17 protein-coding genes are annotated in these 23,097 nt (G+C 72.8%); 10 read left to right on the top strand and 7 right to left on the bottom strand.

The window, feature by feature from the left end; all coding sequences use genetic code 11:
• The 4 genes from ccrA to E6R18_RS26265 all read right to left on the bottom strand — a co-directional run bounded on the left by ccrA (position 1) and on the right by E6R18_RS26265 (position 5,308).
• Entirely contained in the window at positions 1-1,362 is a 1,362-nt protein-coding gene (ccrA, locus tag E6R18_RS26280) for a crotonyl-CoA carboxylase/reductase (protein WP_206308431.1), read from the bottom strand.
• Positions 1,363-1,752: 390 nt separating this feature from the next.
• On the bottom strand, positions 1,753-2,565 hold the full coding sequence (locus tag E6R18_RS26275) for a GNAT family N-acetyltransferase (protein ID WP_136319384.1): 813 nt from the start codon (positions 2,563-2,565) through the stop codon (positions 1,753-1,755).
• A 54-nt stretch (positions 2,566-2,619) separates the two neighbouring features.
• Positions 2,620-3,435 carry a TetR family transcriptional regulator gene (locus tag E6R18_RS26270; protein WP_136319383.1) on the bottom strand — a complete coding sequence of 272 codons (816 nt, stop codon included), beginning with the start codon at positions 3,433-3,435 and terminating at the stop codon, positions 2,620-2,622.
• 91 nt (positions 3,436-3,526) lie between these two features.
• A complete protein-coding gene (locus E6R18_RS26265; RefSeq protein ID WP_136319382.1) occupies positions 3,527-5,308 on the bottom strand; it encodes a 3-hydroxyacyl-CoA dehydrogenase in 1,782 nt (593 codons plus the stop codon).
• A 343-nt stretch (positions 5,309-5,651) separates the two neighbouring features.
• Here E6R18_RS26265 and E6R18_RS26260 point away from each other — a divergent pair, with 343 nt between their 5' ends.
• Positions 5,652-6,227, top strand: a complete 576-nt coding sequence (locus E6R18_RS26260) for an adenylosuccinate lyase (RefSeq protein ID WP_136319381.1) — start codon at positions 5,652-5,654, stop codon at positions 6,225-6,227.
• A 54-nt stretch (positions 6,228-6,281) separates the two neighbouring features.
• Here the strand turns inward: E6R18_RS26260 and E6R18_RS26255 are convergent, their stop codons facing one another.
• Both E6R18_RS26255 and E6R18_RS26250 read right to left on the bottom strand, forming a co-directional pair.
• A complete protein-coding gene (locus tag E6R18_RS26255; protein ID WP_136319380.1) occupies positions 6,282-7,856 on the bottom strand; it encodes an alpha/beta hydrolase in 1,575 nt (524 codons plus the stop codon).
• 132 nt (positions 7,857-7,988) lie between these two features.
• Positions 7,989-9,035 carry an Rv2578c family radical SAM protein gene (locus E6R18_RS26250; protein WP_136319379.1) on the bottom strand — a complete coding sequence of 349 codons (1,047 nt, stop codon included), beginning with the start codon at positions 9,033-9,035 and terminating at the stop codon, positions 7,989-7,991.
• Between the two features lie 149 nt (positions 9,036-9,184).
• Between E6R18_RS26250 and E6R18_RS26245 the strand changes: the two genes are divergently transcribed.
• The 4 genes from E6R18_RS26245 (at position 9,185) to E6R18_RS26230 (ending at position 15,681) form a co-directional block, all read left to right on the top strand.
• The gene (locus E6R18_RS26245; protein WP_136319378.1) at positions 9,185-9,628 is read left to right on the top strand and encodes an SRPBCC family protein; all 444 of its coding nucleotides are present in this window, start codon (positions 9,185-9,187) and stop codon (positions 9,626-9,628) included.
• Between the two features lie 185 nt (positions 9,629-9,813).
• Positions 9,814-12,261, top strand: coding sequence for an MFS transporter (locus tag E6R18_RS26240; protein ID WP_136319377.1), 2,448 nt, complete (start codon positions 9,814-9,816; stop codon positions 12,259-12,261).
• 155 nt (positions 12,262-12,416) lie between these two features.
• On the top strand, positions 12,417-14,861 hold the full coding sequence (locus E6R18_RS26235; RefSeq protein ID WP_136319376.1) for a SpoIIE family protein phosphatase: 2,445 nt from the start codon (positions 12,417-12,419) through the stop codon (positions 14,859-14,861).
• 100 nt (positions 14,862-14,961) lie between these two features.
• Positions 14,962-15,681, top strand: coding sequence for a class I SAM-dependent methyltransferase (locus E6R18_RS26230; RefSeq protein WP_136319375.1), 720 nt, complete (start codon positions 14,962-14,964; stop codon positions 15,679-15,681).
• A 70-nt stretch (positions 15,682-15,751) separates the two neighbouring features.
• On the opposite strand, the gene E6R18_RS26225 is transcribed toward E6R18_RS26230, so the two are convergent.
• Complete coding sequence (locus E6R18_RS26225) at positions 15,752-16,642, bottom strand: LysR family transcriptional regulator (RefSeq protein ID WP_136319374.1); 891 nt, start codon at positions 16,640-16,642, stop codon at positions 15,752-15,754.
• A 154-nt stretch (positions 16,643-16,796) separates the two neighbouring features.
• On the opposite strand from E6R18_RS26225, the gene E6R18_RS26220 reads away from it, so the two are divergent.
• From E6R18_RS26220 to E6R18_RS26200, 5 genes are all read left to right on the top strand, one after another.
• The gene (locus E6R18_RS26220; RefSeq protein ID WP_136319373.1) at positions 16,797-17,798 is read left to right on the top strand and encodes an aldo/keto reductase; all 1,002 of its coding nucleotides are present in this window, start codon (positions 16,797-16,799) and stop codon (positions 17,796-17,798) included.
• Positions 17,799-17,913: 115 nt separating this feature from the next.
• Complete coding sequence (locus tag E6R18_RS26215) at positions 17,914-18,747, top strand: M55 family metallopeptidase (protein ID WP_136319372.1); 834 nt, start codon at positions 17,914-17,916, stop codon at positions 18,745-18,747.
• Complete coding sequence (locus E6R18_RS26210) at positions 18,740-20,083, top strand: M20/M25/M40 family metallo-hydrolase (protein ID WP_136319371.1); 1,344 nt, start codon at positions 18,740-18,742, stop codon at positions 20,081-20,083. Before E6R18_RS26215 ends, E6R18_RS26210 begins: the two co-directional genes overlap by 8 nt.
• Before the next feature lie 24 nt (positions 20,084-20,107).
• The gene (locus tag E6R18_RS26205) at positions 20,108-22,099 is read left to right on the top strand and encodes a prolyl oligopeptidase family serine peptidase (protein WP_136319370.1); all 1,992 of its coding nucleotides are present in this window, start codon (positions 20,108-20,110) and stop codon (positions 22,097-22,099) included.
• Positions 22,096-23,040, top strand: coding sequence for an LD-carboxypeptidase (locus tag E6R18_RS26200; protein WP_136319369.1), 945 nt, complete (start codon positions 22,096-22,098; stop codon positions 23,038-23,040). Before E6R18_RS26205 ends, E6R18_RS26200 begins: the two co-directional genes overlap by 4 nt.
• Positions 23,041-23,097: the final 57 nt, after the last annotated feature.

The raw sequence follows: 23,097 nt of genomic DNA, 5'->3' as shown, positions 1-23,097 counted from the left end.
TCAGACGTCCCGGAAGCGGTTGATGGCGTCGATGTGCTGCTCGCGCATCTCCTCGTCGCGCACGCCCATGCCCTCGCGCGGTGCCAGTGCCAGGACGCCGACCTTGCCCTGGTGGAGGTTGCGGTGCACGTCGTACGCCGCCTGGCCGGTGTCGTCCAGGGAGTAGACCTTGGAGAGCGTCGGGTGGATCTTCCCCTTGGCGATCAGGCGGTTGGCCTCCCACGCCTCGCGGTAGTTGGCGAAGTGCGAGCCGATGATGCGCTTGAGGGACATCCACAGGTAGCGGTTGTCGTACTCGTGGTTGTAGCCCGAGGTCGAGGCGCAGGTGACGATCGTGCCGCCCTTGCGGGTGACGTAGACGCTCGCGCCGAAGGTCTCGCGGCCCGGGTGCTCGAAGACGATGTCCACGTCCTCGCCGCCGGTCAGCTCGCGGATGCGCTTGCCGAACCGCTTCCACTCGCGCGGGTCCTGGTTCTGCTCGTCCTTCCAGAACCTGTAGCCCTCGGCGTTGCGGTCGATGATCGCCTCGGCGCCCATCTTCCGGCAGATCTCCGCCTTCTGGTCGCTGGAGACGACACAGATCGGGTTGGCGCCGCCGGCCAGCGCGAACTGCGTGGCGTACGAGCCGAGGCCGCCGCTCGCGCCCCAGATCAGCACGTTGTCGCCCTGCTTCATGCCGGCGCCGTTGCGCGAGACGAGCTGGCGGTACGCGGTGGAGTTGACGAGCCCGGGGGCCGCCGCCTCCTCCCAGCTGAGGTGGTCCGGCTTCGGCATCAGCTGGTTGGACTTGACGAGTGCGAGCTCCGCCAGGCCGCCGAAGTTGGTCTCGAAGCCCCAGATGCGCTGCTCCGGGTCGAGCATCGTGTCGTTGTGGCCGTCCGAGGACTCCAGTTCGACCGAGAGGCAGTGCGCGACGACCTCGTCACCCGGCTTCCAGGCGTTGACGCCGGGGCCGGTGCGCAGGACGACGCCGGCCAGGTCGGAGCCGATGACGTGGTACGGCAGGTCGTGGCGCTTGGTGAGCTCGCTGACCCGGCCGTAGCGCTCCAGGAAGCCGAAGGTCGAGACCGGCTCGAAGATCGAGGTCCAGACGGAGTTGTAGTTCACCGAGCTGGCCATGACCGCGACCAGGGCCTCGCCCGGACCGAGCTCGGGCACCGGCACGTCCTCCACGTGGAGGGACTTGCGCGGGTCCTTCTCGCGGCTCTCGACCCCGGCGAACATCTCCGCCTCGTCCTTGTGCACGGTGACCGCGCGGTACGACTCCGGGATGGGCAGCGCCGCGAAGTCCGCGGCGGTGACGGCGGCGGAGCCGCTCTTCGCTTCGGTCTGCGACTGGATCGCGTCCAGGATTTCCTTCACGGGTGCCTCCGGCGGATGGGGTCTCCCCTGCTCGAGCGAAGTCGAGAGCTTGGGGAAGCGTTGAGGGAACGCTCGAGGGGTCCCTGAGAACAGGGGGGACGGGTCTGGAGGTGTGCCGTCGGTTCGGCGGGGTGGTGCTCGGCTGCTTGCTCTGTGGAGCAGAAGGGTTGCCTGGTGACGCAGGCGCCCGGGCGCGCAGGCACGTGGCTTGCGGGGACAGCCGGCGTACGTGAGATCCCAGCACGCCGGCCGCCCGGACGCCTTCAACGTATGGCACTGCGTGACAGCTGGCAAGGCACTCGGTGCCAGTAATTTCCCTCAATTGTCAGACGGCTGCCACGCATGAGCAACACGGGGAGTGGTATGGGGCGGTATGCCCCTGTCTGTGCGTCAGGGGCATGCGGGGCGGTACACGTACGGGGTCGTCGTGGTCAGCGCCGTGAAGCCGAGCCGCTGGAGAATCGGGCGGCTGTCCTCGGTCGCGTCGACCTGGAGGTACCGGCAGCCGCGCTCCGCCGCCACGCCCGCCCGGAAGGCCACCAGCGCCCGGTACACGCCCCGTCCGCGCCACGCCGCCACCGTGCCCCCGCCCCACAGCCCCGCGAACCCCGTGCCGGGGTACAGCTCCATCCGGGCCGAGCTCACCGGCTCGTCGCCCGCCATGGCCAGCACCCCCACGAAATGCTCCGGAGCCTGCCTCAGCCGGGCCAGCACCTGGTGGCGCAGCCGCGACCAGTCCGAGCCGAACGCCTGCTCATGGGCGCGCGCCATCAGCTCCACGTCGGCCTCGCCGCGCACGACCCGCAGCCGGACACCCTCCGGGAGCCGCACGGCCGTGGCCAGGTCCGCGACCGGCGCCACGAGCAGGGTCTCCGGCTCCTCGGCCTCGAAGCCGGCCGCCAGCAGCCGTGCCCCGAGATCGCCGGGCCGGTCGTGCCCGTACAGCTTCCACTCGAACTCCTCACAGCCCAGCCGCTCGCAGTGCGCCACCTGGGCGGCGATCGCCGCGTCCGCGCGGGGGCCGTCCAGGTCCGGCGACGACCACACCACCCCGTTCCAGTCGTGGGCGGCGCCCGTCTGCCGTACGACGTCACCGGTGCGTTCGACGCGGACGCCGGGGCCGTCGGAGCGGGCGTGCTCGCGCATCTCGCGGTCGAAGTCGGCGAGGAGCCGGGCGCGGTCGGATGTCACATGATCGTTCATCCGCACACCCCAGCACCGGGACCCCGCCCCGGCAACCGGGTTTCCCGGCCCGGCTCAGCGCTCCTTCAGGGCCTGCCGGATCGTCCGCATCACTTCGTCCAGGGGCGCGTCCGTACGGGCCACGGCCACCAGCACCTCGCCCTGGGTCTGCACCGAGGCGGCCGGCGGCTTCGCGGGCTCGGCCCCGGCGGTCCGGCCCGCGCCGATCCCCGTCCCGAACGTGTCCCGGACGATGGCGAAAGCCTGGTCGAGCTGCGCCTCCACATCGCCCTGCCCGTCCGCCCGCAGCCAGCGGCGCAGCACATGGTTGTGCGCGGTGACGACGGCGGACGCGGCGACCTCCGCCAGGAGCGGGTCGTCGTTGCCGGGGTGGTGGTCGCGCTCGTCGAAGTGGCCCAGCAGATAACGGGTGAACAGCCGCTCGTAGCGGGCCACCGAGGCGATCTCCGCCTGCCGCAGGGTCGGCACCTCACGGGTCAGCTTGTAACGGGCCACGGAGACCGCGGGTTTGGCCGCGTACATCCGCATGACTTCCTTGATGCCCCGGCACACCGTGTCGAGCGGATGCTCGTGCGCGGGGGCGGCGTTGAGGACCGCCTCGGCCCGCACGAGGGTGTCGTCGTGGTCCGGGAAGATCGCCTCTTCCTTGGAGCGGAAGTGCCGGAAGAAAGTCCGCCGGGCCACGCCCGCCGCCCCCGCGATCTCGTCGACCGTGGTGGCTTCGTACCCCTTCGTCGCGAAGAGTTCCATCGCCGCGGCGGCCAGCTCACGGCGCATTTTGAGCCGCTGGGCGGCGGCACGGGTGCCTGCGGCACTTTCCGGGACGTCGGGCGCGGCGGACACACGGGAGGACCTGGCGGGCTGGGACATGCTGTGAACGTACTGCATCGGTGCAGGAGAGCGCGCCTGCGGGGGCGGGCCGCCCGAAGGGCCGAGCAACCCGCCCCAGCCGGCCCCCCGGTCAGCGCCGGGCATATTCGCGGAAGCCGCGTCCCGTCTTGCGGCCGAGGCAGCCCGCGGCCACCAGGTGCTCCAGCAGCGGTGCGGGCGCCAGGCCCGGGTCGCGGAACTCGTTGTGCAGCACCTTCTCGATGGCCAGCGAGACATCGAGGCCGACCACGTCCAGCAGCTCGAACGGGCCCATAGGGTAGCCGCCGCCCAGCTTCATCGCGGCGTCGATGTCGTCGAGGGACGCGTAGTGCTCCTCGACCATCTTGATGGCGTTGTTGAGGTACGGGAACAGCAGCGCGTTCACGATGAAGCCGGCCCGGTCCCCGCAGTCCACCGGGTGCTTGCGCACCTTCAGGCACACCTCGTGGAGCGTCGCGTGCACGTCGTCGGCGGTGAGCACCGTACGCACGACCTCGACCAGCTTCATCGCGGGCGCCGGGTTGAAGAAGTGCATCCCGACGACGTCCTCGGGCCGCCCGGTGGCCCGGGCGATCGCCACGACCGGCAGCGAAGAGGTGGTGGTGGCGAGCACCGCGCCCGGCCGGCACACCTTGTCGAGCGTGGCGAACAGCTGCTGCTTGACCGCCAGGTCCTCGGCGACCGCCTCCACGGCGAGGTCCACCCCGGCGAACGCGTCCAGCGAGCCCGCGGCCGAGATCCTGGCCAGCGTCTCGTCCCGCGCCTCCCCGGTCAGCCGCCCCTTGGCGACCGAACGCTCCAGCGACTTGGCGATCCGGCCCTTGGCGAGGTCCGCCTTCTCCTGGCCGCGGGCGGCGAGCACCACGTCGTACCCGGCCTTCGCGAAGACCTCCGCGATGCCCGAGGCCATCGTGCCGGAGCCCGCGACGCCCACCGACCGCACGGTGCGCCCGGCGGACTCCTCGCCGCGCGGGGCGGGCGTCAGCGCGTCCGGCACCACGGTCTGGCTGCCCGGCCCGGCGTACGTGTAGAAGCCGCGGCCCGCCTTGCGGCCGGTCAGCCCGGCCGCGCCGAGCTGGCCGAGGATCGGCGCCGGGGCGTGCAGGCGGTCGTGCGAGGCGGAGTACATCGCCTCCAGGACCGTGCGGGCCGTGTCGATGCCGATCAGGTCCAGCAGGGCCAGCGGGCCCATCGGCAGACCGCAGCCCAGCCTCATCGCCGCGTCGATGTCCTCGCGCGATGCGTAGTTCGCCTCGTACATCGCGGCGGCCTGGTTGAGGTAGCCGAAGAGCAGCCCGTCGGCGACGAATCCGGGCCGGTCGCCGATCGAGACCGGCTCCTTGCCCAGCTTGCGGGCGAGTTCGGTGACGGCCGCGACGGCCGGCGGGGCGGTCAGCACCGACGAGACCACCTCGACCAGCTTCATCGCCGGTGCCGGGTTGAAGAAGTGCAGGCCGAGCACCCGTTCCGGGTGCTGCGACTCGGCAGCGAGCCGGGTCACCGACAGGGCGTTGGTGCCGGTCGCGAGGATGGCGGTGGGGGAGACGATCGCGTCCAGCTCCCGGAAGACCTGCTGCTTGATCTCGTACGACTCCGGCACGACCTCGATGACCAGCTCCGCGTCGGCGGCCGCCTGGAGGTCGCAGAAGGTGCGGAAGCGGGCGAGCGCGTCGCGCCGCTCCTCCTCGGTGATCCGCCCGCGCTCCGCGGCGCGGGCGGTGGACGCCTCCAGGGAGGCGACGGCCCGGCGGGCGGCCGCTTCGTCGACGTCGATGCCGATGACCTCGCGGCCGGACCGGGCCAGGACCTCGGCGATGCCGGTGCCCATCGTGCCGAGGCCGACGACGGCAATGGTGGAGAGAGGGGTGTCCATCACGGGACTCCAGGGATGAGTGACGACTGAGGGACGCACGGGGCGCGTGAGGCGCACGCCGTGCGGGAGTTGCCTGTCGTGGTGCTCGACCACCGGGCGTGATCCACGCACGGGAGGGAAAGGGAGCGACGGACTCTGTCCCGGAGTCACGTCTCGTACAGCTGCCGAACCGACAACACTCCGGGTGGCTGCGTCACCAGGCCACCGGAGCCGGCGGGACAATGCCCCGCTCACCTGAGCTTAACCGGCGAGTAACGAGCGCGCCAGCCCTGCTCGGTTGTGGTACGGACCACATTTCCGGGGTCCATCGATACGCAGCGTGCCCGCCGTTACGCTGACAGTCATGGATGACGCGGAGTTGCGCTCCCTGACGCACCGGCTGGCCGAAGAGGCGGGGGACTCGGCGGCCTACCGCCGACTGCTCGCCACCGAGGACGACGAGGAACTGGCCCGGGTCCTCGTCGAGCACGAACGCCCGCTCTGGGCCCGCGAGATCGCCGCCTTCCGCCTGGGCTGCGCCGGAGACCGCCGCGCCTTCGAACCCCTGGTGCTCCTCCTCAACCACCGCGACCCCGAGCGCTGTGTCAGCGCCGCCCACGCCCTGGCCCGCCTCGCCGACCCCCGCACCCCGCGCGCCGCCGCCGCGCTCGCCACCAACTCCCTGCGCACCGCCTACGCCCTGCACCCGGTCCGCCTCCTCGCCGCCCTGCGCGCCCCCGAGTCCGTGCCCGCCCTCGTCGCCACCCTGTCCCGGCTCCTGGGCCCGGACGAACCGCACTGGCGCGTCGCCCTGGCCTGCGTGGAGGGCCTGGGCAGCCTCGGCGACGACCGCGCCCGCCCGGTCCTGGAGGCCGCGCTGCCTCGCCCCCGCCTGGCGGACGCGGCCCGAAAGGCGCTCGGCCGGCTGCCGGGGCCATGAGCGAAGGGGCGCACGCGGTCTCTCCGCGCACGCCCCTCGGCGGTGTCTCGTCGGTCAGCCCCGGAAACCCAGCAGCCCGTGCAGGGCGCTGCCCCGGTCCCCGTCCGGCCGGGACGCCGGGCGCGCCGACTTGGTGGTCTCCGGCTCCGGGTCCGGGGTCTTCGCGCAGACCGCGTCCACGTCGCCGCGCCCGGCGCGGGGCACGGCGCCCTTGGCCAGGTAGTCCGCCAGGTACCGGTCCAGGCAGTCGTTGCCGCTCAGGGTGATGCCGTGGTTGGCGCCGCCCTGCTCGACCACCAGGCGTGAACCGCGCAGCTTGCGGTGCAGGGTGACGCCGCCCTCGTACGGGGTCGCCGCGTCGTCCGTCGCCTGGAAGAGCAGCACCGGGGGCAGCTTGTGGTTGGAGACCCGTACCGGGTTCAGCGGCTCCACCGGCCAGTCGGCGCACGGCGCGTTGTACCAGGTGTTGCCCCAGGCCATGAAGGGCGCCTTGCCGTGCACCCGCCAGGCGTCGCTGCGCCAGACGTTCCAGTCGCGCGGCCACGAGGCGTCCCGGCACTGCACCGCCGTGTAGACCGCGTACCCGTTGTCGCCGTCCGTGTCGACCGCGGCGAACCGTTCGAACGCCTCGGTCAGCGGCTTCTCGTCCTTGTCGTTCACATAGGCGGCGAACGCCTCGGCCAGGACCGGCCAGTAGCCGTTGTAGTAGCCGCCCGGCAGGAAGGTGTCGTCCAGCTCGCCCGCGCCGACCTTGTCGCCCGCCGGACGCTTCTTCACCGCGTCCCGCATCCGGTACCAGGCCGCCTCGACCTTCGCCGGGTCGCTGCCGAGGTGGTAGGTGCCGTCGTACTTCGCGACCCAGGCGGCGAACGCCTTGTGGCGGGTGTCGAACGCGTAGTCCTGGGCGAGGTTGTCGTCGTACCAGACGCCGTCCGGGTCGACGTTCGAGTCGAGGACCAGGCGCCGGACGCGGTCCGGGAACAGCTTGGCGTAGACCGCGCCGAGGTAGGTGCCGTAGGAGTAGCCGAAGTAGTTGAGCTGACGTGCGCCGGTCGCGCGCCGGATCACGTCGAGGTCCTTGGCCACGCTCACCGTGTCCATGTACGGGAGCAGGTCCGGGTACCTCTCGCCGCAGGCCGCCGCGAAGTCACGGGCGCGGTTGCGGTTGACCCGCTCACTCCCGAGGGACTGCGGCACCGGGTCGGGCCGGACCGGGTCGAAGTACCCGGGCAGGCAGTCCAGGGCCGGCCGGCTCTTCCCGACGCCGCGCGGGTCGAACCCGATCACGTCGTACTGGGCGGCCACCTCCTTCGGCAGCGAGGCGGCGACGAAACCGGCCATCGACAGGCCGCTGCCGCCGGGGCCGCCCGGGTTGACCAGCAGCGGGCCCTGGAGGGTCTTCGAGGTGTGCGGAACCCGGGTCAGGGCGAGGGTGACCTTGCGGCCCGCAGGGTCGTCGTGGTCGAGCGGGGAGCGCACCGTCGCGCACTGGAGCGTCGGGTACGACTTCGTCGCGCAGTCCTTCCAGGCGAGCGGTGCGGTGTCCGCCGTCGCTGTCGTCGGGGCGGCGGTCACCAGACCGGCGACCGTCACCCCGACGGCGAGCAGCATTCCTGGACGGTTCGTCATATGGCCTCCCGTGGTGGGGGAACACGGCTGCGCCGGACGCAGCCCCCGCCGCATGTTCCCCGCATTCGGGGACGGGAGGACCTGTTGGGGTGAGAGATGACCCGTTTGCCCGGGTGCTCGGGCGGTGCCGGTTCAGAGCAGGGTCAGCTGGGTGGGTTCGGAGCCGTCCAAGGGGGGCTGCGGTTCGCGCACAGGGAGGCGGCGGGCGGCGCCGCGGTGCGCGGGCCCGATGCCGTACTCGGCCGCCAGCTCATGGACGTGCCGGGTGATGCGGCGCTGGTACCAGGTGGGCGCGTAGGCGCCGTCCGCGTACAGCCGCTCGTAGCGCCGCACCAGGTGCGGGTGGTGGTGGCCCAGCCACTGCATGAACCACTCCCGGGCGCCGGGGCGCAGATGCAGGACGAGCGGGGTCACCGAGGTCGCCCCGGCGGCGGCGATCGCGCGGACCGTCGCCCGCAGCTGGTCGGGGCTGTCGCCGAGGTGGGGGATGACCGGCGCCATCAGCACCCCGCAGCCGATGCCGTGCTCGCTCAGCGCGCGGACGACGTCGAGGCGGCGCTCCGGCGAGGGCGTGCCGGGCTCCACGGTCCGCCACAGCTCGGGGTCGACGAAGCCCACCGAGACCGAGACGCCGACCTCCGTGACCTCGGCGGCCTGCCGCAGGAGCTCCAGGTCGCGCAGGATCAGGGTGCCCTTCGTCAGGATGGAGAAGGGGTTCGCGTGGTCGCGCAGGGCGGTCAGGATGCCGGGCATCAGCCGGTAGCGGCCCTCCGCCCGCTGGTAGCAGTCGACGTTCGTGCCCATCGCGACGTGCGCGCCGTGCCAGCGCGGCGAGGCGATCTCGCGGCGGACCAGCTCGGGCGCGTTGACCTTCACGACGATCTGCGAGTCGAAGCCGAGTCCGGTGTCGAGGTCGAGATAGCTGTGGGTCTTGCGGGCGAAGCAGTAGACGCAGGCGTGGGTGCAGCCGCGGTACGGGTTCACGGTCCACTCGAACGGCATCCGGGATGCGCCGGGCACCCGGTTCACGATCGAGCGGGCCCGGATCTCGTGGAAGGTGATGCCCCGGAATTCCGGGGTGTCGAAGGTGCGGGTCGTCACCGCGTCCGCGGCGAAGAGCGCACCGGTACCGCTTGTGGGGTGGTTGGCGTTGTTCTCCGCCAGATTGTCCCAGCGCATGGACGCCTCCTCGATAGCTCTGGACCGAGAATAGAACACTTGTTCCCATGATCGTTTTCTCCCCTTCGTCCCGGACCGGATTTTGAGCCCGACCCCCGAGGTGGTTGGCTCAGCACACCCCTGAAGAACCGAGTGCTGGAGGAACAGCCATGGCGCAGGTCGAAGCCACGACGGAGCGGATCATCGCGGCGGACGCGGAGGCGGTGTTCGACGCGCTGGCCGACTACAAGGACGTCCGGGGCAAGGTGCTGCCCGTCCACTTCAGCGAGTACGAGGTGCGCGAGGGCGGCGACGGCGAGGGCACCGTCGTCCACTGGAAGCTCCAGGCCACCAGCAAGCGCGTGCGCGACTGCCTGCTCGACGTCAGCGAGCCGACCGACGGGCAGCTCGTGGAGAAGGACCGCAACTCGTCGATGGTCACCACCTGGACCGTCACCCCCGCCGGCGAGGGCAGGTCCAAGGCCGTCGTCACGACCGTGTGGAACGGGGCCGGGGGCATCGGCGGCTTCTTCGAGAAGACCTTCGCGCCCAAGGGACTCGGCCGCATCTACGACGAGCTGCTGCAGAACCTCGCCGCCCAGGTCGAGAACTGACCCTCCGTCCCGCCCGCCCGGCCTCACCGGTTCGGGTGGTTTTTGCGGCCGGGCGGTTGTGCGCCGTAGTGGCTCCCACCGGGGGATACGCCCCCTGAGTGCGCCGTCAGCGCCCCCCGTCGCGTTTGCCCTCGCTTGTCGCACGATGCGAGAAATGGGCGGCAGCGCGACGAGGGGAGCGGCACGTGGTGGGTGGCATCACTCTGGTGGAGGACGAGCCGGGCGGTCCGGAGGGGGCCGAAGCCGCGCCCGCGGCCGCGCCGCCCCCGCCGCCGCCCGCCGCGACGGAAGCCGTCGCCGGCGGTGGGCCCGGTGACACCGCGACGGACCCGCGCCGCATCCGGCTGATCTTCGTCGGGCTGATGCTCACGCTCCTGCTCGCGGCGCTCGACCAGATGATCGTCGCCACGGCGCTCCCGAAGATCGTCGGCGAGCTGCACGGCCTGGAGAAGATGTCCTGGGCGGTCACCGCCTATCTGCTCGCCTCCACCATCGGACTGCCGCTCTACGGCAAGCTCGGCGACCTCTTCGGGCGCAAGGGCGTCTTCCAGTTCGCCATCGTCGTCTTCGTCGTCGGCTCCGCGCTGGCCGGCTGGTCCCGCACCATGGACCAGCTGATCGCCTTCCGGGCCCTCCAGGGCGTCGGCGGCGGCGGGCTCATGATCGGCGTCCAGGCGATCATCGCGGACGTGGTCCCGCCCCGGGAGCGCGGCCGGTTCATGGGGCTCATCGGCGCCGCCTTCGGACTCGCCTCCGTGGCGGGCCCGCTGCTCGGCGGCTTCTTCACCGACCACGCCTCCTGGCGCTGGTGCTTCTACATCAACGTGCCGTTCGGCCTGGTCACCCTCGCCGTGATCACCGTCGTCCTCAAGCTCCCCAAACCCACCGTGCGCCCCCGGCTCGACATCCTCGGCGCCGCCCTGCTCGCCGCCGCCTCCACCTGCCTGGTGCTGCTGACCAGCTGGGGCGGTACGGAGTACGCCTGGGGCTCGGGAACCATCCTGGGGCTGGGAGCCGGGGCCGCCGGAACGACTCTGCTGTTCCTCGCCGTCGAGCGCCGCGCCGACGAACCGATCATCCCGCTGCGGCTGTTCCGCGACTCGGTCTTCAACGTCACGGCCCTGGTCGGCGCGGTCGTCGGCGTCGCGCTGTTCGGTGCGGCCAGCTATCTGCCGACCTTCCTCCAGATGGTCGACGGGGCGAGCGCCACCGAGTCCGGGCTGCTGATGCTCCCCATGATGGGCGGCATCGTCGGCGCCTCCGTCGTCTCGGGCCAGCTCATCTCCCGCACCGGGCGCTACCGCGTCTACCCGATCGCCGGCAGCGCCCTCTCGGCGATCGGCATGTGGCTGCTGTCCCGGCTGGAGACCGACACCCCGCGCATCGAGTACAGCATCGCGCAGGCGGTCCTCGGCCTCGGGATCGGGCTGATCATGCCGGTGCTCGTCCTCGCCGTGCAGAACTCCGTACGCCCCGCCGACCTCGGCAGCGCCACCAGTGCCAACAACTACTTCCGGCAGATCGGCGGCAGCGTCGGCGCCGCCGTCTTCGGCACCCTGTTCGCCGGGCGGCTGGCCGACGCGCTCGCCGTGCGGCTGCCCACCGGGGCGGGCCTCCCCGACCCCGAATCGATCAGCCCGCAGCTGGTGCACGCGATGGAGCCCGCCCTGCGGGACGCCTACATCCAGGCGTACGCCGACGCGATGCCCCGGATCTTCCTCTACCTCGTGCCGGTCCTCGTGCTCGGCCTGTTCTTCGCCTTCTTCCTCAAGGAGAAACCGCTGGTGTCCCACAGTTCCGAAACCACCGCAGCCGAACCCGCCTCGATCCCCTCCGCCCGCACCGACCCGGGCGCCAACTCCGCCGGCCACCTCTCCGGAGTCCCGGTCTCCGGCAGCGTCCAGCACCCCGACGGTACGAAGGTGCCGCGCGCCGCCCTCACCCTCATCGACGTCCAGGGGCAGCAGGTCGGCCGGGGCGCCAGCGGCGAGGAGGGGCGGTACGCGCTCAGCGTGCCGGGCGCCGGCTCGTACGTCCTGATCGCCGCCGCCGGGGGCCACCAGCCGCAGGCCGTGAGCGTCACCGTCGGCGAACGCCCCGTCGAGCTCGACGTGGTGCTCGGCGGCGCGGGCCGGCTCGCCGGCACCGTGGTGACCGCCGACGGAGTGCCCGTACGGGACGCGGCCGTCACCCTGACCGACGTACGCGGCGAGGTCGTCGCCTCCACGCGTACCGGCCGCGAGGGCGGCTACGTGATCACCGAGCTGGTGGCGGGCGAGTACACCCTCGCCGCCTCCGCCCCGGCGTTCCGGCCAGCCGCGCTCCCGGTCAGCGTGCAGGCGGCCAGGGAGACCCGGCAGGACATCGAGCTGGCCGGCGGCGCCGTGCTGCGCGGCATCGTCCGGGCCAGTGCCGGGCGGCCCGTCGAGGACGCCCGCGTCACGCTCCTGGACGCGGCCGGCAACGTCGTGGACACCGTGACCACAGGGCCGGACGGGGCGTTCCGGTTCGTCGACCTGTCCACCGGCGAGTACACCGTGATCGCGGCCGGCTACCCGCCGGTGGCCACCGTCCTCCAGGTCGCGGGCGGCGGGCGCACCGAGCGCGACCTCCAGCTGGGCCACGAGGACTGAACGCCCGGGCCGCGAGGGGGTGGTGCGCCGCCGGGTGCGCCGGGCGCACCACCCCCGTGGGTGATTCCGCCGATGACCCACGGACGCCGGTCGCGGCCCCGTACCGTGGAGTCACGCGCCGCGGAATGTCGCGGTGAGGAAGGAGCCTTCCCCTCATGGACCTCGGTGTGCCGCCGCAGAGGACACCACAGCCGCGTGACACCGCGGCGGGCCGGGTACCGCTGGCCGTGGTCGTGGTCGACACGGACGGACTCGTCTCGCACTGGTCGACCGGCGCGAGAAAGCTCTTCGGGGTCGCCCGCGAGGAGGCGGTGGGCTGCCCGGCCGGTGAACTGCTCCCCGTCGCCGGGGTGTTGTCACCCAGCGGTGGCGCCTCGACGGACGGGGTGTACGCCGATCAGGGGCCCGCGCTCGATACCTCGCTGAGCGGCGACTCCGCCTACCCGGCGGCGGGGCGCGCCCGGCTGGACGAACCGGGCCGCGGCCGGATCGAGGTGCTGTGGTGGGCCTACCCGCTCGTCGGCCCCGGGCCGGAACGGCTGCTCGTGCTCGCCGCCGACTGCGCCCGACTCGGGGGCACGGAAGGCGGCGAGGGTCCGGAGGTCCGGACGATCGCACCCGGATTCGCCGCCCACACCGACTTCCCCGGCTACCCGGAGCTGTCGGCACGGCTGCCGGAGATCCTGCCGAACATGAGCGTCCAGGAGGCCACGAGGATCGTCGCCCAGGTCCTCGAACTGGGTTACCCGGTCTTGGAGTTCAGCCACCACGACCGCATCCCCGTCACCCCGGACTGGGGTGTGCCCAAACGCGCCGGAGGTCTGCCGGCGCAGGAGGAGCGGCGCGGCGACGAGGCGGCGGCCCCGCGCGCCGTGCCCCGTCCCGAGCTGGACCTCGAATACGCGGCGGTCCGGGAGCGGCTGGAATTTCTCAACGAGGTCAGCGGCCGCATCGGTACCTCCCTCGACCTCGAACGCACCATCCGCGAGGTCACCAGCGCCGCCGTGCCCCGCTTCACCGACTTCGCCGGTACGCATCTGCGCGCCGCCGTCCTGGCCGGTGAGGGCTTCCCCGACGGGCCGCCCGACGTCACCACGATCTGGCACCGCGTCTGGGTCGAGCACAACGACGAACCGGGCCGCTGGGACGACACCGTGCCCGTCGGCGAGTCCATCGCCTTCCCCGAGCACACCCCGTTCTTCCAGTGCATGGTCACCGGCGAGCCGGTCATCGTGCCCTACGTCAGCGAGGAGCTGAGCAACCGGATCTCGGGCGAGTTCGAGAAGCGCGACCTGCGGCCCCTGATCACCCACCGCTCGCTGCTCATCGTGCCGCTCAAGGCCCGCGACGTGGTGCTCGGCTTCATGGTGCTGATGCGCCGTCCCGGCCGCGAGCCGTTCGACGACATGGACCGCACCACCGGCGCCGAACTCGCGGCCCGGGCCGGACTCGTCCTGGACAACGCCCGCATGTACACCTACCAGGAGAACGTCGCCGAGACGCTCCAGGACAGCATGCTGCCCAACGTCGAGCCCCGCATGGCGGGTTGCGACATCGCCACCCGCTACCTGCCGGGCACCCGGCTCGGCCGGATCGGCGGCGACTGGTTCGACTCGGTGAAACTGCCGGGCTCGCGCACCGCGCTCGTCGTCGGCGACGTGATGGGTCACGGGCTCAACTCCGCCGCGATGATGGGCCAGTTGCGTACCGCCGTCCTGACCATGGCCACCATGGAGCTGCCACCGGCCCAGCTCCTGCGCAACCTGGACGACCTGGCCCAGCGCCTCGGCGAGCAGTACCTCGCGACCTGCCTCTACGCCGTCTACGACCCCATCGGCAACGAGCTCCAGATCGCCAACGCGGGCCACATCCCACCGGTCCTGGTCCGCGCCGAGGACGGCAGGGCGGAGCTCCTGGACCTGCCGACCGGGGCGCCGATCGGCGTCGGCGGCGTCGCCTTCGAGACCGCCACCGTGCCGGTGCGCCCCGGCGACCGGCTGGTCCTGTGCACGGACGGCCTGGTCGAGGTGCGCGGCCAGGACATCGGGGCCGGGCTCGCCGCGCTCTGCGCCTCCGCCGCCCACCCCGCCGCGTCGATGGACGACGCCTGCGACACCATCATCCGGGCCCTCAACCCCAGGGGCGGCCGCAAGGACGACGTCGCGCTGCTGATGGCCCGGCTCAACGGGATCGGGGACGACGACGTCGCCGAATGGCAGCTCGCCCTCGACCCGCGCGAGGTCTCCCGGGCCCGCCGCCTGGTACGCGGCAAGCTGCTCGACTGGGAGCTGCCCGACGCCGTGGAGACCGCCGAACTGATGGTCAGCGAGCTGGTGACCAACGCAGTCAAGCACGGCCGCACCCACCACATCGGGCTCCGGCTGGTCCGCACGGACGCGCTGCTGTGCGAGGTCAGCGACGACGAGCCCGCTCCCGCCTCGCTCCTCGGCGTCACCGAGAGCGACGAGTGCGGGCGCGGCCTCGTGGTGGTGAGCAGCCTGGCCCGCGAATGGGGCACCAGCGGCACGGCACGCGGAAAGACCGTCTGGTTCGAGCTGGCCCTCTCCCGGTTCCCCCGACCCCGGGCCAACAGCTGGTAAACGGAAGGCAGTTGTGTCCGCCCCCTTGCCCCGAGGCCCCTCGGGGCAGTAGTCCCTGGCTGAGCGAAATGAGTGTGCACGACGGGACTCGGGAGTACGCATGGGTGTGTCACAGCAATACCGTGAGGCGTGGGAAGGGTACTGGGCGGCCACGTCGGACGAACCCGGCGAGGCGATCTGGGACGCGGAGGCCGCGCTGAGCGCCGTACCGCACAGCCGGCTGCTCCTGCCGTACGCGGACGCCACCCTGCCCGTGGTCGACCTCGGCTGCGGCAACGGTACGCAGACCCGCCATCTCGCCACCCTGTTCGCCCGGGCGGTCGGGGTGGACCTCTCGCACGCCGCGATCGAGCACGCCCGGCGGGCGGACCCCGGCCGGGTCGCCGAGTTCGCCCAGCTCGACCTGACCGACGCCGACGCCGTTCGGGCCCTGCACGAGCGGATCGGTGACACGAACGTCTACATGCGGGCCGTGATCCACCAGAGCGACCCCGAGGCCCGGCCGGCCGTCGCCGCGGCCGTGGCGACGCTGCTGGGGGAGCGGGGCCGGGCCTTCGTCGCCGAGCTGACCCCCGCCTCCAGGGAAGTGCTGCAACGGGCCGCGCAGGGCCCGGACGGGCCGCCGGTAAAGCTGCGCCGGGTCTTCGAGCACGGGCTCAAACCGGCGAGCGCCACCGAGGAGGAGGTCCCCAAGCTGCTGAAGGCGGCCGGGCTGACCACCCTGGACAGCGGGGACACGGTCCTGCCGCAGACCGAGACGCTGCCCGACGGGACCAGGATCGACCTGCCGGCGAGGTGGTTCGTGCTGGCCGCCGGCTGACCCCGGCACGCACCGGCCCCGGAGACGGCCGGGAGGTCCGCCGAGGCGCTGAGTGACCGAGCCGGCCCGGTCAGCGCCCGGCCTCCTCCCGTACCAGCGCCATGAGGGCCCGCGCGCCCGGGCTCATCGCCCGCGCCTCGGGAAGGACCACGACACTCTCGTAGAACGCCTCGGCCGCCCCGTCGAGCCGCACCGCCGACAGCCCCTGCGCCTCGGGCTTGCGGGAGAAGTGGTGCGGCACGACCGCGATGCCCAACTGCTCGTGCACCAGCTCCAGCAGGCTGTGCACGTCGGTCACCTCCAGAGCCACCGTGCGGCGCACCCCGGCCGCCGAGAACGCCGCGTCGGCCGCGCGGCGCGGACCGAAGTCGGGGTGGAAGTCGATGAACGGCTCACCGGCCAGCTCCGCCCAGCCGGCCCGTTCCGCCGCCGCCAGCCGGTGGCCCGGCGCGCACAGCAGCACCATGGGCTCCCGGGCCAGCGGCACCAGCTCGCCGCGCCACCCCGCCGGGCTCACCGTCGCGGCGAACGCGATGTCTAGCCGGCCACCCGCCACCCCGTCCACCAGCTTCGCCGTGCCCTCCTGGCGCAGCCGGATGTCCATGTGCGGGTGCGCGCGATGGAAGGCGGCGAGCAGCCGGGGCAGCCGAAGCCCCGCCACGCACTGCTCCACGCCCACCGACAGCGTGCCGCGCAGCAGACCCCGTACCGCGTCGACGGCGTCCTTCGCCGCCCGCACCCCGGCCAGCGTCCGTTCGGCCTCCACCAGCAGGGCGCGCCCCGCCTCGGTCAGCCGTACGCTGCGGGTGGTCCGGCTGAACAGCGGGGTCCGCAGCTCCTGCTCCAGCGCCCGCACGGAGGCGGAGAGGCCGGACTGCGACACGGCGACCCGCTCGGCCGCCCGGGTGAAATGCCGCTCCTCGGCGACCGCGACGAAATGTTCCAGCTGGCGCAACTCCATGATTGAGAAATATAGGCCCTGAATCCAAGCGGAATCTCCTGTTGGACTGCTGGATCGATGTGAGCGAGCCTGGAGCGGTGCCCGTCCCCCGGCCGGGCGAAGCCGGACGGTGTCCCGTCCGGCGAACCGGAACGTCTCTCCCGTGGAGCCTCGCATGTACATCCCGTCCGCCGACCGCTACGAGTACATGCCCTACCGGCGCACCGGGCGCAGCGGCCTGAAACTGCCGGCCCTCTCGCTCGGTCTGTGGCACAACTTCGGCGGGGACCGGACACCGCAGACGCAGGGCGAGATCCTGCGCCGGGCCTTCGACCTCGGCATCACCCACTTCGACCTGGCGAACAACTACGGCCCGCCGCCCGGCTCCGCCGAGAGTGCGATGGGCCGTGCGCTGGCCACCGACTTCGCCGCCCACCGGGACGAGATCGTCGTCTCCACCAAGGCCGGCTACCTGATGTGGGACGGCCCGTACGGGGAGTGGGGCTCGCGCAAGAACCTCCTCGCCTCGCTGGACCAGAGCCTCACCCGGCTCGGCCTGGACTACGTCGACGTCTTCTACTCCCACCGGCCCGACCCCGAGACCCCGCTCGAAGAGACGATGGGCGCCCTCCACTCGGCGGTGCGGCAGGGCAAGGCGCTCTACGTGGGCGTCTCCAACTACTCGCCCGAGCAGACCCGCGAGGCCGCGCGCATCCTGAAGGACCTCGGCACCCCGCTCCTCATCCACCAGCCGCGCTACTCGATGCTCGACCGCTGGGTGGAGGACGGGCTGCTCACGGCCCTGGACGAGCTGGGCGTCGGCTCCATCGCGTACTCCCCGCTGGAGCAGGGCATCCTCTCCGACCGCTACCTCCAGGGCATCCCGGAGGGCTCCCGCGCCGCCGGCAGCAGCCCGTTCCTGTCGGCGGACGCGGTCACCCCCGACCTGGTGGCGCGGCTGCGCGAACTGGACGAGCTGGCCTCCGCGCGCGGCCAGTCCCTCGCCCAGATGGCCCTGGCCTGGGTGCTGCGCGGCGGCCGCGTCACCTCGGCCGTGGTCGGCGCGAGCAGCGTCGCCCAGCTGGAGAACAGCGTCGAGGCCGTGCGCAACCTGGAGTTCACGGACAAGGAGCTCAGCCGGATCGAGAAGCTGCTGAAGGGCGCCAAGCGCCGCTGACGCCCCGGCGCCCCGGGCGGCCGTCACGGGCCGCCCGGGGCCGTCATTGGAATGGACCTGTGGAGGTCCCGGCGGCCCTGGCCTGCGCGTTCTGCGGCGCGTACCGTGTGGCCGCATGAAGATCCTCGTCAGCGCAGACATGGAAGGCGCCACCGGCGTGACCTGGCCGGCCGACGTGCTGCCCGGCACGCCGCAGTGGGAGCGGTGCCGCTCCCTGTTCACCTCCGACGTCAACGCCGCCGCCCTCGGCTTCTACGACGGGGGAGCCGACGAGGTGCTGATCAACGAGGCCCACTGGACCATGCGCAACCTCCTGCTGGAGCGACTGGACGACCGCGTCCAGATGCTCACCGGCAAGCACAAGTCGCTCAGCATGGTCGAGGGCATCCAGCACGGGGACGTCGACGCCGTCGCCTTCGTCGGCTACCACACGGGCGCCGGCACGGAAGGCGTCCTCGCCCACACCTACCTCGCCAACTCCATCACCGGGGTCTGGCTGAACGGGGTCCGGGCGAGCGAGGGGCTGCTCAACGCCCATGTCGCCGCCGAGTACGGCGTCCCCGTCGTCCTCGTCACCGGGGACGATCTGACCTGCGTGGACGCCGAGGGGTACGCCCCCGAGGCGCGGAAGGTCGCCGTCAAGGACTACGTGTCGCGCTACGCCGCCGTCTGCCGCACCCCCGCCCGCACCGCCGCCGACATCCGGGCCGCCGCCGAGCAGGCCGTCGCGCTGGCCGGCCGGTACACGCCGGCCGAGGGCGGGCCGTTCACCGTGGAGCTGGAGTTCGACGCCGAACACCTGGCCGCCGCGGCCACCGTCGTCCCCGGTGTCGCGCCCAGTGGCGAGAGGCGTGTCGCCTACACCAGCGCGACGATGTACGAAGGTATCCGCACGTTCAAGGCGGTGACGACGATCGTGTCGGCCGCCGTGGAGGAGCAGTATGGCTGAGGCGACCGCCCCCCAGGACTCCGTCGACGCCCTCGCGCTCGACGAATCGGTGACGTTCACCTCGGAACTGATCCGCATCGACACCACCAACCGGGGCGGCGGCGACTGCCGCGAACGCCCCGCCGCCGAGTACGTCGCCGAGCGCCTCGCCGCCACCGGACTCGAACCCGCACTCCTGGAGCGCACCCCGGGCCGCACCAACGTGGTCGCCCGGATTCCCGGCACCGACCCCGCCGCCCCCGCGCTCCTGGTCCACGGCCACCTGGACGTGGTGCCCGCCGAGGCCGCCGACTGGACCGTGCACCCCTTCTCCGGCGAGGTGCGCGACGGCACCGTGTGGGGGCGCGGCGCCATCGACATGAAGAACATGGACGCGATGGTCCTGGCCGTCGTCCGGTTCTGGGCCCGGGCCGCAATCCGCCCCCGCCGCGACATCGTGATCGCGTACACCGCCGACGAGGAGGCCAGCGCCGACGACGGCTCCGGCTTCCTCGCCGACCGGCACGCCGCCCTCTTCGAGGGGTGTACGGAGGGCATCAGCGAATCCGGCGCCTTCACCTTCCACGCCGGCCCCAACATGCCGCTCTACCCCATCGCGGCCGGCGAGCGCGGCACCGGCTGGCTCAAGCTCACCGCCCACGGCAAGGCCGGCCACGGCTCCAAGGTCAACCGGGCCAACGCCGTCAGCGCGGTCGCCGCCGCCGTCGCCCGCATCGGCGAGCACGAGTGGCCCGTCCGCCTCACCCCGACGGTCCGCGCCGCCCTCACCGAGATCGCCGCACTCCACGGCATCCACCCCGACCTCGACGCCCCCGGTTTCGACGTCGACGAACTCCTCGGCAAGATCGGACCGGCCGCCGCCCTCGTCGCACCGACCGTCCGCAACAGCTCCAACCCGACGATGCTGGAAGCGGGTTACAAGGTCAACGTCATCCCGGGCCACGCCACCGCCTACATCGACGGGCGGACCGTCCCCGGCGGCGACGAGGAGTTCCGCACCACCCTGGACCGGCTCACCGGGCCCTCGGTCGACTGGGATTTCCACCACCGGGAGGTCGCCCTCCAGGCCCCCGTCGACTCACCCACGTACGCGAAACTCCGGGCCGCCATCGAGCGGTTCGACCCCGAAGGGCACGTCGTGCCGTACTGCATGTCCGGCGGCACCGACGCCAAGCAGTTCTCCCGGCTCGGCATCACCGGCTATGGATTCTCGCCGCTGAAGCTGCCGGTCGGCTTCGACTACCAGGCCCTCTTCCACGGCGTGGACGAGCGGGTCCCCGTCGACGCCCTGCACTTCGGCGTCCGGGTCCTGGACCACTATCTGCGCACCGCCTGAACCACCCGGGGGAGACTCGTACACATGGCATCCACACAGGCCCACGGAAGCTGGCCCTCACCGATCGGCGCCGCGCTGGCCGCCTCCCACGACGGCCGGCCCGAGTACGCCGGAGCGGTCGGCGACGAGCTGTGGTGGACGGAACCGCGCCCGGCCGAGGCCGGCCGGCGCGCCCTGGTCCGCCGGGCGGCGGACGGCACCACCACCACCGCACTGCCCGCCCCCTGGAACGCCCGCAGCCGCGTCATCGAATACGGCGGACAGCCCTGGGCCGGCACCGCGCGGACCGAGGGCGGCCCGCTGATCGTCTTCGTCCACTTCGACGACCAGCGGCTCTACGCCTACGAGCCGGACGGCCCCCGCGAGCCGTGGCCGCTCACCCCGGTCTCCGCCGTGGGCGGCGGACTGCGCTGGGCCGACCCGCGCCTGCACCCGGACCGGGGCCCGGCCGGCGAGGTCTGGTGCGTCCTGGAGGAGTTCACCGGCGACGCGCCCACCGCACTGCGGCGCGTCCTGGCCGCCGTACCGCTCGACGGGTCGGCGGCCGACGACCGGTCCGCCGTACGCGAACTCGACCAGGAGCGGCACCGGTTCGTCACCGGGCCCGAGGTCTCGCCCGACGGGCGGCGTGCCGCCTGGATCGGCTGGGACCACCCGCGCATGCCCTGGGACGGCACCGAGGTGGTGGTCGCCGACATCGCGGACGACGGCACCTTCCGCGACGCCCGCACCCTCGTCGGCGGCCCCGACGAGTCGGTCCCGCAGATCCAGTGGACCGCGGACGGGCACCTGCTCCTGGCGAGCGACCGCAGCGGCTGGTGGAACCTCTACCGACTCGACCCGGACGGCGGCGAGCCGGTCGCGCTCTGCGCCAGGGACGAGGAGTTCGCCGGACCGCTGTGGAAGCTCGGGCAGGTCTGGTTCCGCCCCTTGGAGAACGGGCTGATCGCCACCCTCCACGGCAAGGGCCCCACCACGCTCGGCATCCTCGACCCGGAGACCGGCGACCTCGTGGACATCGCCGGGCCCTGGACGGAGTGGGCCCCGACCCTCACCGTCCAGGGCAGCCGGGTCGCCGGAATCGCCGCGAGCCCGCACAGCGCGTACGAGATCGTGGAGCTGGACACGGCGACCGGGCACACCCGGATCATCGGCGCCCCGCACGAGGACGCGGTCGATCCCGCGTACTATCCCGAACCCGTCGTCCGCACCTTCACCGGTCCCGGCGGACGCGAGATCCACGCCCAGGTCTACCCGCCGCGCAACCCCGACCGCACCGGGCCCGAGGACGAACTCCCGCCCTACGTGGTGTGGGCGCACGGCGGTCCCACCGGCCATGCCGCGCTCGTCCTGGACCTGGAGATCGCCTACTTCACCTCACGCGGCATCGGCGTCGCCGAGGTCAACTACGGCGGCTCCACCGGATACGGCAGGGCCTACCGCAACCGGCTGCGCGGGCAGTGGGGCGTCGTGGACGTGGAGGACTGCGCGGCGGTCGCCGGGGCGCTCGCCGCCGAGGGCACCGCCGACCCGCACCGCCTCGCCGTACGCGGCGGCAGCGCCGGCGGCTGGACCGCCGCCGCCTCGCTGACCGGCACCGACGTCTACGCCTGCGGCACCGTCATCTACCCCATCCTCGACCTCACCGGCTGGGGCACCGACGAGACCCACGACTTCGAATCCCACTACCTGGAGACGCTGGTCGGACCGCTCGCCGAGGTCCCCGAGCGCTACCGCGAACGCTCCCCGGTCACCCGCACCGACCGGCTCACCGCGCCGTTCCTGCTGCTCCAGGGCGAGGACGACCCGATCTGCCCGCCCGTGCAGTGCGAACGCTTCCTCGCCGCCGTCGAGGGGCGCGGCATCCCGCACGCGTACCGCACCTACCCGGGCGAGGGCCACGGATTCCGCCGCGCCGACACCATGATCGACGCCGTGGAGTCCGAACTCTCCCTGTACGCGCAGGTGTTCGGCTTCGATCGCCCGGACGTGCCGCCGCTGGAGCTGAAGAAGTGACCCCCGCCCCGCTGACCCGCCCGGCCCGGCTGCGCGCGGGCGCGAAGGTCGCCGTCGTGTCCCCGAGCGGCCCCGTGCCCGCCGACCGTCTGGAGCCCGGCCTCGACATCCTGCGCGGCTGGGGCCTGGACCCCGTTCCGATGCCCCATGTGCTCGACGCGCACCGGGGGTTGGACTACCTCGCCGGCAGCGACGAGGGGCGCGCCCGGGACCTCCTGGACGCCTGGTGCGACCCGTCCGTCGACGCGGTGATCTGCGCGCGCGGCGGCTACGGGGCACACCGCATGGTCGACCTGGTGGACTGGGCGGCGGTACGCGCGGCCGGGCCCAAGGTGTTCGTCGGCTACAGCGACATCACCGTGCTGCACGAGGCGTTCGCGCTGCGGGCCGGGTTCGCCACCCTGCACGGCCCCATGGTGGGGACGGAGGCATTCCTCAAGGATCCGCGCACCCAGGAGTCGTTGCGGGCCACCTTGTTCGCACCGGAGACCGTGCGCACGCTGGGCCTGGAGGAGGCGCGGGCGCTGGTGCCGGGCCGGGCGCGCGGCATCACCTACGGCGGCTGTGTGAGCCTGCTCGCCGCCGACCTCGGCACCCCGCACGCCCGCGCCTCGGCCCACGGCGGGCTGCTCCTCATCGAGGACACCACCGAGGACCCGTACAGCCTCGACCGCATCCTCACCCAGCTGCTGCGGTCCGGCGCGCTCGACGGCGTCGCCGGGGTGGCCTGCGGGTCCTGGGCGGGGTGCGGGCCGTACGAGAAGGTCCGGGCGGTGCTCGCGGACCGGCTCGGGCCGCTGGGCGTCCCGGTCGTCGAGGAGCTCGGCTTCGGGCACGGACCGACCGGACTGACCGTCCCGCTCGGCGTGCCGGCGGTGCTCGACGCCCCGGCGGACGGCGGCCCGGCCACCCTCACCGCCGAGGTGCCCGCCCTGCTCTGACCCGCCACGTACCGCCTGCCCTGCCCCGTCACCCGAATGGTCGGGCACCAGTGCCTG

The sequence above is a fragment of the Streptomyces sp. A1277 genome, from assembly GCF_004795015.1.
In the GTDB taxonomy this organism is placed as follows: domain Bacteria; phylum Actinomycetota; class Actinomycetes; order Streptomycetales; family Streptomycetaceae; genus Streptomyces.
Note: the sequence above shows the minus strand (reverse complement) of the source record. Positions and strands in the feature narration are given on the sequence as shown.